The sequence below is a fragment of the Nocardiopsis synnemataformans genome, from assembly GCF_965343085.1.
Taxonomy (GTDB): domain Bacteria; phylum Actinomycetota; class Actinomycetes; order Streptosporangiales; family Streptosporangiaceae; genus Nocardiopsis; species Nocardiopsis alborubida.
In genome coordinates this window covers 220,699-233,870 of record NZ_CBDRFA010000002.1, presented here as the reverse complement: position 1 = coordinate 233,870, position 13,172 = coordinate 220,699, and the positions used below count along the sequence as shown (strand labels likewise).

General features: G+C 72.9%; 11 protein-coding genes. 8 read left to right on the top strand and 3 right to left on the bottom strand.

Annotated features, from left to right (window positions below; translation table 11 throughout):
* Positions 1 to 141: 141 nt before the first annotated feature.
* Positions 142 to 615: an Lrp/AsnC family transcriptional regulator gene (locus tag ACSIH6_RS02085; RefSeq protein ID WP_435105962.1), complete on the bottom strand. Its 474-nt coding sequence runs from the start codon at positions 613 to 615 to the stop codon at positions 142 to 144.
* 207 nt (positions 616 to 822) lie between these two features.
* On the opposite strand from ACSIH6_RS02085, the gene ACSIH6_RS02080 reads away from it, so the two are divergent.
* From ACSIH6_RS02080 to ACSIH6_RS02060, 5 genes are all read left to right on the top strand, one after another.
* Positions 823 to 1,710, top strand: coding sequence for a tryptophan 2,3-dioxygenase (locus tag ACSIH6_RS02080; RefSeq protein WP_435105960.1), 888 nt, complete (start codon positions 823 to 825; stop codon positions 1,708 to 1,710).
* Positions 1,711 to 1,747: 37 nt separating this feature from the next.
* Positions 1,748 to 2,986, top strand: a complete 1,239-nt coding sequence (gene kynU, locus ACSIH6_RS02075) for a kynureninase (RefSeq protein WP_435105958.1) — start codon at positions 1,748 to 1,750, stop codon at positions 2,984 to 2,986.
* A 751-nt stretch (positions 2,987 to 3,737) separates the two neighbouring features.
* Positions 3,738 to 4,613, top strand: coding sequence for a hypothetical protein (locus ACSIH6_RS02070; RefSeq protein ID WP_435105956.1), 876 nt, complete (start codon positions 3,738 to 3,740; stop codon positions 4,611 to 4,613).
* 551 nt (positions 4,614 to 5,164) lie between these two features.
* On the top strand, positions 5,165 to 5,602 hold the full coding sequence (locus ACSIH6_RS02065) for an Lrp/AsnC family transcriptional regulator (protein WP_047868273.1): 438 nt from the start codon (positions 5,165 to 5,167) through the stop codon (positions 5,600 to 5,602).
* 78 nt (positions 5,603 to 5,680) lie between these two features.
* Positions 5,681 to 6,472: a PhzF family phenazine biosynthesis protein gene (locus tag ACSIH6_RS02060; RefSeq protein ID WP_435105953.1), complete on the top strand. Its 792-nt coding sequence runs from the start codon at positions 5,681 to 5,683 to the stop codon at positions 6,470 to 6,472.
* A gap of 403 nt (positions 6,473 to 6,875) precedes the next feature.
* Here ACSIH6_RS02060 and ACSIH6_RS02055 read toward each other — a convergent pair whose 3' ends face one another.
* Positions 6,876 to 7,016, bottom strand: coding sequence for a hypothetical protein (locus tag ACSIH6_RS02055; RefSeq protein ID WP_435105951.1), 141 nt, complete (start codon positions 7,014 to 7,016; stop codon positions 6,876 to 6,878).
* A 164-nt stretch (positions 7,017 to 7,180) separates the two neighbouring features.
* Between ACSIH6_RS02055 and ACSIH6_RS02050 the strand changes: the two genes are divergently transcribed.
* The 3 genes from ACSIH6_RS02050 (at position 7,181) to ACSIH6_RS02040 (ending at position 11,356) form a co-directional block, all read left to right on the top strand.
* On the top strand, positions 7,181 to 8,932 hold the full coding sequence (locus tag ACSIH6_RS02050) for an ABC-ATPase domain-containing protein (protein ID WP_435105949.1): 1,752 nt from the start codon (positions 7,181 to 7,183) through the stop codon (positions 8,930 to 8,932).
* A gap of 331 nt (positions 8,933 to 9,263) precedes the next feature.
* Entirely contained in the window at positions 9,264 to 10,190 is a 927-nt protein-coding gene (locus ACSIH6_RS02045) for a proteasome assembly chaperone family protein (protein WP_435105947.1), read from the top strand.
* Entirely contained in the window at positions 10,187 to 11,356 is a 1,170-nt protein-coding gene (locus ACSIH6_RS02040) for a quinone-dependent dihydroorotate dehydrogenase (RefSeq protein WP_435105945.1), read from the top strand. Before ACSIH6_RS02045 ends, ACSIH6_RS02040 begins: the two co-directional genes overlap by 4 nt.
* 141 nt (positions 11,357 to 11,497) lie before the next feature.
* On the opposite strand, the gene ACSIH6_RS02035 is transcribed toward ACSIH6_RS02040, so the two are convergent.
* Entirely contained in the window at positions 11,498 to 13,057 is a 1,560-nt protein-coding gene (locus ACSIH6_RS02035; RefSeq protein WP_435105943.1) for a polysaccharide deacetylase family protein, read from the bottom strand.
* Between the last annotated feature and the right edge of the window lie 115 nt (positions 13,058 to 13,172).

The following is a 13,172-nucleotide window of genomic DNA, read 5'->3' as shown; positions in this document are numbered from 1 at the left end:
CCTTCTTCCGGTCCCGTTCGCCCGACCAGCTCCTGGTCACCGCCGCGTCCTGGACCAGCCCGTGGTTTCCCGCTGGTTACGCGCAGAACTTCAGGAAAGGCGCTTAGCGCCGCGGCCGGTCGCGGTCTCCAGCCCCTCCGGTCAGGGCCGTCCGGTCACCGGAGCGCTCACCGGACGCCAGGGCACGGGGCTGGACATCACCATGGTGCTGGAGGGGCGCCCGTGCTCGGCGAGCCTGTCGATGACCTCCTCGAAGTGCTCCATGGAGCGGACCGCGATGAGCAGGACACAGCAGTCGTCGCCGGTCACCCGGTGCACCTGGAGGATCTCCGGCATCGCCAGGGAGGCCTCGTCGCGAAGCAGGCAGTGCGCGCCGAAGCACTCCATGCGCACCAGGGCGGTCACGGGCAGCCCGGCCGCGGCCGGGTCCACGTGCGCGTGGTAGCCGGTGATCACCCCGCGGTCGGTGAGGCGTCGTACGCGGTCGGCGACGGCGGGCGCGGACAGGTTCACCCGGCGGGACAGTTCGTTGAAGGACAGGCGCCCGTCCTGTTGGAGCTCGGAGAGGATGCGCTGGTCGACGCTGTCCAGCGGGGTTACCAACCGTGATGCCATGCTTTGCGTTCCCAAAGTCGAGAGTCACAACGTCTTACGAATGCTAGGCCAATGTCCCCTTCACGTGTCCGTCGGCCCTTCCTGTCCGGGGCGCGGGTGCCCGATGATGTCACCTCACGCGCCCGACGGCCGTGCGCGGGGGCGGATCCCCCCGCCCGCGGCGCCGCGAACGCGCTGCCGTACACGCGATTCCGACAAGGGGTTTCCATGCTCTCCACCACCGCCCAGCAGTGTCCGTACGCCGGTGACCCCGGCGGGGCCGAGGCGGCCCGGAGCACCGGGGCCGACAGCCCGACCCTGTCCTTCGAGCGCGCGACCCCCTACGTCGACTACGCCGGGATCGACACCCTGCTGTCCCTCCAGAAGCCGCGCACCGCCGAGCCCGCCGAGCCCTCGTTCATCATCGCCACCCAGGTCATGGAGCTGCTGTTCGCCCTGGTGCGGGAGCGCTGGGAGGCCGCCCGCGACGCGCTGGAGGCCGACGACGTGCCCGGCGCCCTGGCCTGGCTGCGCCGCGCCCGCAACGCCCAGGACGTGCTCAACGACTCCTGGGGCCTGCTCGCCGACATGACGCCCACCGAGTTCAACCGCTTCCGCGACTCCTTCGGCGAGGCCTCGGGCTTCCAGTCCTACGGCTACCGCAAGCTGGAGTTCCTGCTCGGCAACAAGTCCGCCGCCATGATCCGCCCGCACAAGGCCATGGACGGCGTCGTCGACGACCTCACCACCCTGCTGGAGCGTCCCGGGCTCTACGACGCGGCGCTGCGGCTGCTGCACCGCCGCGGCCTGCCGGTGCCCAAGGACCGCGTCGAGCGCGACTGGACCCTGTCCTACGAGGCCAGCCCCGGCGTGGAGGAGGCCTGGAAGGCCGTCTACGCCGACGACGTGCCCGGCAATGAGCTGTTCCTGCTGGCCGAGGCGCTGCTCGACGTCGCCGAGCGGGTCACCCGGTGGCGCCAGCGCCACCTGGTCGCCGTCAAGCGCACCCTGGGCGGAAGGCCCGGCAGCGGCGGCTCCAACGGCCTGAACTGGCTGGCGCGCAACGCCGAGCAGGACGTCTTCCCCGAGCTGTGGTCCCTCCGCAGTACCGTCTGACCCGTTCCCACCCGCTGCCACGAGGAAGCAGGACCCGATGACCCCCGCCACCCGTGCGGAATGCGTCGCGCTCGACGCGGCCGATCCCCTCGCCCCCTTCAGGGAGGAGTTCGTCCTCCCCGAGGGCGTGGTCTACCTGGACGGCAACTCGCTGGGCGCGCTGCCGCGCTCCACCCCCGGCCGGGTCGCCGACATGATCGAACGCGAGTGGGGGCGCGACCTCATCCGCAGCTGGAACGACGCCGGGTGGTGGGACAAGCCGCGCACCCTGGGCGCCAAGGTCGCGCCGCTGGTCGGCGCGGCGGCCGACGAGGTCGTCGTCGGCGACGGCACCTCGGCCAACCTGTTCAAGACCCTGGTCGCGGCGCTGCGCATGTCCGACCGTTCGGTGGTCCTGGGCGAGGCGGGCAACTTCCCCACCGACCTGTACGTCGCCGAGGGCGCGGCCGCGCTGACGGGCGCCACCCAGAGGCGCGTGGACCCCGACGGCCCCGCGCTGGCCCGGGACCTGGAGCGGGGCGACGTCGCGGTCCTGCTGCTCAGCCACGTGGACTACCGCAGCGGCACCCTGCGCGACATGCCGGGCATCACCCGCCTGGCCCACGAGCACGGCGCCCTGGTGGTCTGGGACCTGTGCCACAGCGCGGGCGCGGTCCCGACCGACCTGTCCGGCAGCGGCGCCGACTTCGCGGTGGGGTGCACCTACAAGTACCTCAACGCGGGTCCGGGCGCTCCCGCCTTCCTGTACGCCGCCCGCCGCCACCACGCCGTGGCCGACCAGCCCCTGAGCGGCTGGCACGGGCACGCCCGCCCCTTCGACTTCACCGCGGACTACGAGCCCGCCGAGGGTGTGTCGCGCTTCCTGAGCGGTTCGCAGCCGCTGGTGGCCGACGCCGCCCTGGAGGCGAGCCTGGACGTGTGGGCCCGGGCGGACATGGGCCTGGTGCGCGCCAAGAGCCTGGCCATGACCGACCTGTTCCTGGAGCGCGCGGCCCGGGCGGGCATCTCCTCGATCACCCCGGCGGAGCACGCGCGGCGCGGCAGCCAGGTGGCCCTGGTGCAGCCGGAGGAGGGCGCCGGGTACCCGATCGTGCAGGCGCTCATCGCGCGCGGTGTGATCGGCGACTTCCGCGCCCCCGACGTCATGCGGTTCGGGTTCACCCCGCTCTACCTGCGCTACGCGGACGTGTGGGACGCCGCGCAGGCCCTGCTGGAGGTCGTGGAGACGGGGGAGTGGCGCCAGGAGCGCTTCGCCCGCCGCGGCCAGGTGACCTGAGCCCGGCGGCCCGGCCCCCCAACCTTGGGCCGGGCCGCCGTCCGGTCGTGGCGGTCCCGCCCGCCGGGCAACCCTGCGGGGTTCCTTTGCCCGCGCCCGGGGCCGACCGGGCCGCCGCTGACCGTTCCTGGACGTGTGGATTGCGTGGTCTTGACCACGTTCGCCGGTATCCGGCGCCTCTTCCCGCGCTGCCGCGACCCGTGGTCCGCGGCTCCCCGCACGGCCCCGTACCGCTCCGCGACCGTCCTCGGAGGGGCGGAGCCGAAACTATGACGAGGGCCACGGGAAAGCCCGTCCGTCATCCTCGGGTCGGTCCGTAAATCCCCCGCCAACGGGGCTTTTCGCGTTTTCGGCCCCTCGTGCGCCCTGTTTCGTAACGTATTGCGAGAGACACGCAAGGTCATTTTACCTCCGGGGCTTGCGCGCTTTGCCTAAACGTGGGTTAGTGTCCTCGTGATCGGTTCGTTATTGCTGTTTGACGAACCGATGCCGAGCCCTTGAACGGCCGAGAGCCGCAAGGGAGTCGAGACCTCTTTCCCCGGGAACAGGGCCGCGCGAATCCACGCGCCTGCGCCAGCGGAGACGCCGAATCCCATCGGTACATCCCGTTCCCGCCCGCCACTCGCCGCCAGCGACGCGGGAGAACCCTGCCTTGACCACGCCCTCGCGGGGGCGCACCGAGCGTGCCCGCATGCCGGGTGAGTCATGCCCGCGGTCTTCTCGGCCCTGTCGTCAACCTGGCCTCTTACTTATGAGCAACGACACTCCCATTCAGCACGGCGAAGTCACCGCGACCTACTTCTGGGACGACGGCTCCGGCATCAACGGGGACACAGGAGCCCCCGCGAGCGGGGAACCCATGCAGAAAGGGCTCTTCTCCAGCCCCAGTTGGCCGCTCGGCACCGAGGGCTATGTCGTCCACGAGGGCAGGAAAGCCGAGTTCTTCATCGGCGACCGCGGCCCGGGCGCCCCCTCCGAGGGCTGTGACGTCCTGCTCGACATGGACGGCAAGACCTTCGCCGAGATCACGGGCGAGACCTGGAACGACAGCGACTACACCGTCAGCGGTGGCAACGGCCACCTCGAGGTGGAGTACTACATCACCAAGTGGGGCGACGGCGCGGGCACCGAGGGCGCACCGCACCCCTTCCAGCAGCCCGGCAACAAGTGCGAGGACGCGGTCTCCCCGATCCCCGAGGACGCTCTTCCCGAGGAGGAGGCCGAGGAGACCGAGGAACCCGCCGAGGAGAGCGCACAGAAGACCGAGGAGCCCGCCCCGAAGAAGGCCGAGGGCGAGGTCGAGCAGAGCGCCAAGGAGGAGCCCGAGGAGGACGCCGCCGAGGACGGGAGCGAGGACGGCGGCGTGACCGCCGAGACCGCGGCCAACGACCTCTCCGGCTTCCAGCTCATGGGCTCCGACGGCGTCATCAGCGGCACCGGGCTGCTGGCCCTGGCCCTCATCCCGGCCGTGCTGCTCGCCGGGTTCTTCGCCTGGACCCGCCGCCCGTCCGGCGCCCACGCCGGAGCCGAGGACGACGGCGGAAGCCTGACGGACGCGAGCAGCGGCCGCCACGGCCTGAGCTCGCGGCTGAACTCCGTGATCGACAGGCTGCGCGGCGGGCGCTGACCCGCACCCGGGCAGCCCACCAGCCGGAACACGGGTCCGGCGCACCGCGGGGGCCGCGGCCGACCGGCCGCGGCCCCCGTCCGCGCCGACACGGGGTCCGCGCGCCCTGTCCCGTGCCGTGGCCCCTCGGTCCGGCGTCCGTGTCCGCCGTCCCGGCGGCGCCGTTGCCGCCCGCGGATCCGGAGCCCTCCCGCGTCCGCGGCACGGAGGTCCGTATCGGATGTTCGCCGTTCAGGCCTCCCGCGGCCCGTGGGCCAGGCCGATGCCCATGGCGCGGTGGAGGTCGGCGAGCCGGGTGTGGCCGGGAGCGGTGAACAGCGGATGTTCCACACGCCGACCGTGCCGGCACACGAGGCGCACCGGCTCCGTCGAGGGGAGTGGAGGAGCCGGGTCGGATCGCTCATCGGTGTGCTTCATGTCTTGAATATGAGATGAATTACCCCATATTGTCGAGAAGTCCATCCGGATACTGGACGGACTGCTCAGTAGTGCGGTGTGGCGGCCCGGATGTTCTCCGTCGATGATCGTGTGAGCGGTATGAGGTAAGACACATGGCCGTGCAGTTGGACGACACCGATCGTCGCATCATCTCCCTGCTCCGCGACGACGGGCGCATGTCCATCCGCGCGGTCGCCGAACAGGCGCACATCTCTCGCGCCAACGCCTACTCGCGCCTCGAACGCCTGCGCTCGGAGGGCGTCATCCGCGGCTTCACCGCCGTCATCGACCCCGAGAAGTACGGCACCGCCCTGTCCGCCTACGTGTCCGTGCGTATCGAGCAGCACTCCTGGGAGCGTTTCCGCGGCTACCTGCGCGACATCCCCGAGGTCGACCACGCCGCCCTCGTCTCCGGGGACGTGGACCTGCTCCTGCTGGTCCGCGTCGCCGACGCCGCGGCCCTGCGCACCTTCGTCCTCGAACGCCTCCAGCGCATCCCCGAGGTCAAGAGCACGCAGACCATGTTCATCCTCGACGAGCCGCCGCTCTAGACGGGGCCGCAGGGAAAGGGCCACCGCCCCGGGAAGTGGCCCTTGGGGCGGCGCCGGGGAGGCTCCTAGGCTGGCCCCATGCCTGAGTACCGCGTGGTCGACGCCTTCACCGACCGGCCCCTGGCCGGGAACCCCGCCGCCGTCCTGGTCCTGGACGAGACCTACTCCGACGACTGGGCCCAGGGTGTGGCCGCCGAGTTCAACCTGTCCGAGACCGCCTTCGTCCGGCCCGTGCACGAGTCCGGGGCCGACTACGAACTGCGCTGGTTCACCCCCACCGTCGAGGTCGACCTGTGCGGGCACGCCACCCTGGCCACCGCGCACACCCTGTCCGAACTCGGCGTTCCCGGCCCCTACCGCTTCACCACCCACAGCGGCGTCCTCACCGTCACCGAGCGGGACGGGCGGCTGTGGATGGACTTCCCCGCCGCGTGGCCCAAGCCGGTCGAGGAGCCCGAGGGGCTGGCCGAGGCCCTGGGCTCGCGCCCCCTGTGGACCGGGCTGGGCCTCGGAGGAGAGGACCTGCTGGTCGAGCTCGCCGACGAGGACGCCGTGCGCGGGCTGCTGCCCGACATCGCCGCGCTGGGGCGGATGCCGTACCACCTGGTCATCGTCACCGCCCGGGCCGACGAGGGCCCCGACTTCGTCTCCCGTGTCTTCGGCCCCAACCTCGGCGTTCCCGAGGACCCGGTCACCGGCAGGGCGCACACCGTGCTCACCCCGTTCTGGGCCGACCGCCTGGGCCGCAGCGCGCTGAGCGCGCACCAGGCCTCCGCGCGCGGCGGCGACCTGCTGGTGGAGGAGCGCGACGGGCGCGTGCTGATCGGTGGCGAGGCGGTCACCGTGGCCACCGGCACGCTGTACCTCTAGGTTCCGACCGGGCCCCGCGGGCCGCCCCGGAGCGCCGAGCCGACCGTGCGGGCCGCGGTGTGCGGCGGGCCCGGCGGACGCCGAACGCGAACGCGGGGAGGGAGGAATCCGGGTTTCCCCCTCACGGGGTCCCGAGTTCCGGTAGAACTGGTCCGAGGCACCTCCCCACCCCTCCCGGGGAGGTGCCCGCCGCGGTCCCTCCGGCACACCCCCTTGGTATCGGGGGGCCGCGGCGCACCCCCCGGAAGACCGGCCCCGCCGCCCCTGCGGGGCCGGTCCTCTCCGGCGGACGGCCACCGTTTCCGGGACTGTCGGCGGAGCCGTCCCATCGGCGCTCCCCGCGTCCGCTGTCGGACGGGGCGTTCGCGCCGGGGCGCCGCCCGCCCGGGCGGGACCGCGGGATTCAGGGCGCGCTGATTCCCAGATCCTCGTCCAGGCGGGCGGCGACCGGGGCTCCGGCCGCGCGCTCCACGCGGGCGAGGAATCCGAGCAGGTCCGCCCGGACCCCGGCCAGAAGGTCGGGCAGGTCCGCCAGCGCGAGCACCGAGGACGGGCGGGGCGCGTTCTCCGACGAGCGGGCCCGGGGAGACGGGGGGTGACCAGGGCTCCGAGCAGGGCGGACGCGGTTGTCCACAGGCCCTCTGCGGCGGATCCGCCAAACGCCTAACCTGGCCGGAGCAGAGGAAACGACGTCTGGGGGACAGAGCGATGACGGGACGGTACGGGGACGGCCAGGGGCGCCGGTACGGCGGCGGTGGAGGCCGCGGCGGCGGGCGCAAACCCGAGCCCGAGCCGGTCCGCGGCGTCCGCGACGAGGCCCGGCTCTCCGAGGAGCTCCTGCGCATGGACGGCGCCTCCTACGGCCGCTACAAGTCCCTCAAGGGCGACTGGGACTTCGGCGACTTCACCCTGACCGTGCAGCGGGTCCAGGCCGACCCCTTCGCGCCGCCCTCGCGGGTGCGCGTGCTCATCCCGGACGCAGGCATCCCCAAGAGCGCCTGGGGCGACCCGGTGCGCCGCCGCGCCACCGCCGACTACCTGGGGCGGCGCGCACGCCGACTCCTGCGCGGATCGCTGCTCAAGATCGACACAGGCGGACAGGAGGTGATCGAACGCTCCTCCTGCCAGCTCACCGACGGCGGCATCGACCTGCGCGTCGGCATCGACCTGCCCGGACACGGTCGCCGCATCGACGGCCGCACCGCCGAGCGGGAGCTGTGTCGTACGCTGCCCGGCCTGGTGGACGACCTGGACTGGGAGGAGATCGACACCGAGGAGGCCGCGGCCTTCGCCGACACCGTCGCCGACACGGTCGCCCTGCGCTCCCAGCTGGGGGAGAGGGGTCTGGTGGCCTTCGTCGCGGACGGCGCCGTACTGCCCCGGCGCAGCGGTGTCAGCGACGAACCCATGACCGGCGGCGCCGTGCCCTTCACCTCTCCCGAGGGCCTGCGGGTCAGCGTCGACCTGCCGCACCGGGGCACGGTGAGCGGCATGGGCGTCCCCGAGGGCATCACCCTCATCGTCGGCGGCGGCTTCCACGGCAAGTCCACCCTGCTGCACGCCTTGGAGCGCGGCGTCTACGACCACGTTCCCGGCGACGGGCGCGAACTGGTGGTGACCAGGGACGACGCCGTCAAGATCCGCGCGGAGGAGGGCCGCAGGGTCGAACGCGTGGACGTGAGCCCCTTCGTGCGCAACCTGCCCACCGGCGCCGACACGAGCGACTTCCGCACCGAGAACGCCTCCGGGTCCACCTCGCAGGCGGCCAACATCTGCGAGGCCGTCGAGGCGGGGGCGCGCACCCTGCTGGTGGACGAGGACTCCACCGCCACCAACCTGATGATCCGCGACGAGCGCATGCAGGCCCTCGTGCACGGCGACCGGGAGCCCCTGGTCCCCTTCATCGACCTCGTCCGGCCCCTGCGCCGCGACCACGGGGTGTCCACGGTCCTGGTCATGGGCGGCAGCGGCGACTACTTCGACGTCGCCGACCACGTCATCATGCTCGACGCCTACCACCCGCACGACGTCACCGAGCGGGCGCGCGAACTCGCCCACGAGCGCGTGGACGCGGACTTCGCCCTGCCGCGCCCCCGTGTGGTCGACCCCGCCTCCGTGGACGACAGCACCTCGCGGGGCCGGGGCCGGATCAAGCGCCGCGACATGGACGTGCTGGTGTTCGGCGACCACGACGTCGACGTGCGCGCGGTGGAGCAGTTCGTCGACCCCGGACAGATCACCGGTGCCGGGCTGGCCCTGCGCGAGCTGGTCGCCGGACGCCATCTGGACGGCAGCCGCACCCTCGCCGAGGCGCTCGACTCCCTGGAGGAGGCCCTGGACAGAAGGGGCGTCACCCTGCTCGGAGCCGACTTCGGCGGTGACTACGTCCTGCCGCGCCGGTTCGAGGTCGCCGCCGTCCTCAACCGGTTGCGCTCGCTGCTGGTGGCCGACCTGCACTGAGCCACCGGGCCGGGGGCCGGGGTGTGGTGGTCCTCTCATGCCCCGGTTGCAGGAAGCTCCCTCCACCGGCCGGAGTTGGTAGGGGTGTGGGGTGAGCGTCCTCGCACGGCTCAGCCGGTCGGGGTTCCTTCCACCGGCCGGTAGCGGTGGTGTCGTGGGACGTGAACGTCCTCGCACGGCTCAGCCGCTGGGCTGGTAGGTCGGTATTGTGGAGAAGCAGGGCACAGCCTCCCAGGCGGTGCGAATCGGGCCTCCCCGGCCGTACCCCGGCGCCTGACCGCCGCGTGAGCGCGACCCTGTGATCCCGACCAGTTTTGGAGACGAGAACCCGGTGCGCGATTCCGCAGATCTGTACGAACTCCACCCAGGCTTCGAGGATGTCGCCGGACTGGCGATGCTGGTCTGTCTGGACGGCTTCGTGGACGCCGGACACGCCGGGCGCCAGATGATCACGTCGCTGTTCGAGCGGTTCACCGCGGAGGAGGTCGCGACCTTCGACGCCGACCGCCTCGTGGACTACCGCTCGCGCCGCCCGACGATGACCTTCGTCGAGAACACCTGGACCGCCTACGAGGCTCCCAAGCTCGCCCTGTACCGGATGTACGACGACGAGGGCGCCCCCTTCCTGGTCCTGCACGGCCCGGAGCCGGACCGCGAGTGGGAGGCCTTCGTCGCCGCCGTGGGCCGCCTCGTCGACCACTTCTCCGTCACGCTGTCCGTCAGCGTCCACGGCATCCCCATGGCGGTCCCGCACACCCGGCCGGTCACGGTCACCCCGCACTCCACCCGCCCCGAGCTGGTCGAGGGGCACACCCCGTGGATCGGCCGCGTCGAGGTGCCCGGCAGCGCCATCTCGCTGCTGGAGTACCGGCTGGGCGAGGGAGGCCACGACTTCGTGGGCTACGCCGTCCACGTGCCCAGCTACCTGGCCCAGGCCCAGTACCCGCGCGCGGCCATCGCCGCCGCCGAGTACGTGGCCGGGGCCACCGGCCTGGCCCTGCCCACCACGGAGATGGAGGAGGTCGCCGCGGCGACCGACGTCGACATCGCGGAGCAGGTCATGGCCTCCGAGGAGATCCAGCGGGTCGTGGCCAACCTGGAGCGCCAGTACGACGACATCATGTCCTCGCGGACCGACCCCCAGGAACGTCCCACGCTCCCGCTGGCCGAGGACGACGCCCAGCTGCCCACCGCCGACGAGCTCGGCGCCGAACTCGAACGCTTCCTCGCCGAGCGCGAGGGCGAGGGAAACGGATGACCGTGTTCTACCAGATGCTCTTCCGCTCGGTCCTGCGCCACATGGACGCGGAGAAGGTCCACAAGCTCAGCTTCGCCGCGCTGCGCGGCGTGACCGCCCTGCCCGCCGTGGCCTCCGCCATGAACGGTGTGTTCGGTCCGCGTGAGCCGGAGCTGACCGTGCACGCCCTCGGGCAGGAGTTCCCCGGTCCGCTGGGGCTCGCGGCCGGTTTCGACAAGAACGCGGAGAGCCCCTCCGGGCTGGCCGCGCTCGGCTTCGGCTTCGTGGAGGTCGGCACCGTCACCGCCCAGCCCCAGCCGGGCAACCCCCGACCGCGCCTGTCCCGGCTGGTGGCCGACCGCGCGATCGTCAACCGGATGGGCTTCAACAACGAGGGGTCGGCCCTGGTCGCCGAACGCCTCCACCACCGGCGCGGCGGGCGCCGTCCCGTGCTCGGCGTCAACATCGGCAAGACCAAGGTGACGCCCGAGGAGGAGGCCCCCGCCGACTACGCCCTCAGCGCCCGGCGCCTGGCCCGCTACGCCGACTACCTGGTGGTCAACGTCAGCTCGCCCAACACCCCCGGGCTGCGCAACCTCCAGGGCGTGGAGCAGCTGCGCCCGCTCCTGGCCGCCGTGCGCGAGGCCCTGGCCGAGGCCGGTCGCCCGGACCTGCCCCTCCTGGTGAAGATCGCCCCCGACCTGGCCGACGAGGACGTCGACGCCGTCGCCGACCTCGCCCTGGCCGAGGGGCTCGACGGCATCATCGCCACCAACACCACCATCTCCCGCGAGGGCCTGACCACCCCCGCGGCGCAGGTGGAGGCCGCCGGTGCGGGCGGCCTGTCCGGCGCCCCCCTCAAACGGCGCTCCCTGGAGGTGCTGCGCCGCCTGCGCGCCCGAGTGGGCGACCGGGTGACCCTGATCGCCGTCGGCGGCATCGAGACGCCCCTGGACGCCTGGTTCCGCATCCGCGCGGGGGCCAGCCTCGTGCAGGGCTACACCGGTCTCATCTACGGCGGTCCCCTCTGGCCCCGTCGCATCAACCGCGGCCTCGCCCGACTGGTGCGGGCCTCCGGCCACCGCTCCATCAACGAGGTCGTCGGGGCCGACGTCCCCGCGCCGGTCGCCCCGGCAGCCGGTGCCGGGCGGGGTGCCGATCCCGCAGCGGCCACCGCCCAGGGCTGAGCCCGCCACCAACAGCCAGGCCCGCCACCAACAGCCGGGCCCGCCGCGACGGGCGGGGCGCGACGCCGCTCCACGGACGCGGCGGCCGGTGGGACGCTCCCCACCGGCCGCCGACGCGCGTGCCCCACCCGCCCGCGGGCCTCAGGAACCGGCGGGCGCGGACAACCCCTCGGGCGGATAGCTCTTCCCGGCCTCCGGGCCGTCGTAGACCTGGCTGACGGTCGCGAACTCGTACCCGTCCGCCCGCAGCCGCTCGATGATCTCGGGGACCGCGGCCAGGGTCGGCTCCAGGGGGTCGTGCAGCAGCACCACACCTCCGGGCCGGGCCCCGTCCACCACGCTCTCCACGACCTCGTCGCGGCTCATGTCGGTCCAGTCCTCGCTGTCCTGGCTCCACAGGATCTCGGCCATGCCCTGACGGCCGATCTCCTCCAGAACCTCCGGCGAGCTGTCGCCGAACGGCGGCCGGAACAGTTCCACGGTGTGTCCCGTCTGGCGGCGCACCATCGCGCTCACCGCGGCCACCTGGTGGGCCAGTTCCTCCCCCTCGAAGGCCTCGGGCATGTGCTCGTGCAGATGGTTGTGGCTGCCGATCTCGTGACCCTCGGCGTAGGTGCGCCGGATCACGCTGGGCCGGGTCAGCGCCGGGTTGCCGTTGAGGAAGAAGGTGGCCGCCACCTCCTCCTCCGCCAGCAGGTCCAGCAGTGCCGGAGTCGTCGCGACCGGTCCGTCGTCGAAGGTCAGCGCGATGCACTTGGCCTCGGCGCAGTCCAGGTCCGGGGCTCCCGCCGAGACCACCCCCGGCACCCGCGGCTCGGTCGGGGACTCGCTGGCGGGCGCCTCCACGGTCAGCACGGGCTCCTCCGCCATGGAGGCCTCCCGCGCACGCTCGCCCAGGTCGGACAGCAGGGGCGCGGCCTCCTCGGCGGGCACCACCGCGACCATCCTCCCCGGCTCCGAGGACGGGGGGTGGCCCTCCACGATCGGGGACAGGTGCCCGTCGTCGAACTCCACCACCAGGTCCCCGTCGGCGTTGAACCCCATCGAGTCGTAGGTGCGCATCACCGGGTGCAGGCCCCGTGCGTCCACGGCCTCCTCCTCGGCGAACGAGGCGCGGACGATCCCGTTGAGCTCCCGGAGTGCCGCGTCGTCGGTCAGCAGCTCCGTGGAGTAGGCGGTGTGGCCGGTGGACGCGTCGTACCAGTACGTCCCGTACCCCTGGCGCAGCCCGTGGAAGTCCTCCTCGGTGCGTACCAGGCGCACACCCAGCACCCCGTTCCCGGCGGCGACCACCTCCCAGTCGACGCCCAGGCTCACCGGGTCCCGGCTGGCGCCCCGGTAGTCCCGCACCTCCTGGTCCACCTGGGCGGCCAGTTCCTCGGCGAAGGCGTCCGCCCCGGCGAACACCGGGTAGGCGACGTCGATCGCGAGCCCCTCGGGCCTGTACGGGTGGTCCTCGAAGTCGGAGGCGTCCCCGCGCCACTCGGTGACCCCGTCCCCCGGCTCCTCCACCACCACCGTGATCAGCTCCGGGTCCTCCCCACCCCCCGAGGCGACCCCCTCGGTGCTGCACGCGGCCAGGGGCAGGACCAGCGCGACCAGCGCCGCCCCGGGCCACCGGGCTCTGCGCTCCCACGGCCGGTTCCCCCCGGCCCCGGGGCGCGGGGCGGCCTCGTTCGGGTGGACTCGAGTCGACGACAACACCGGACTCCCTCATCCCTCAGCGGGTGGCCAACACGGCTGCTGCTGGGAGCAACATAGGGGACGCCGTCCCCCGTCCCGTGACGGTGACCACATGTGGTCACCGCCACAGGAC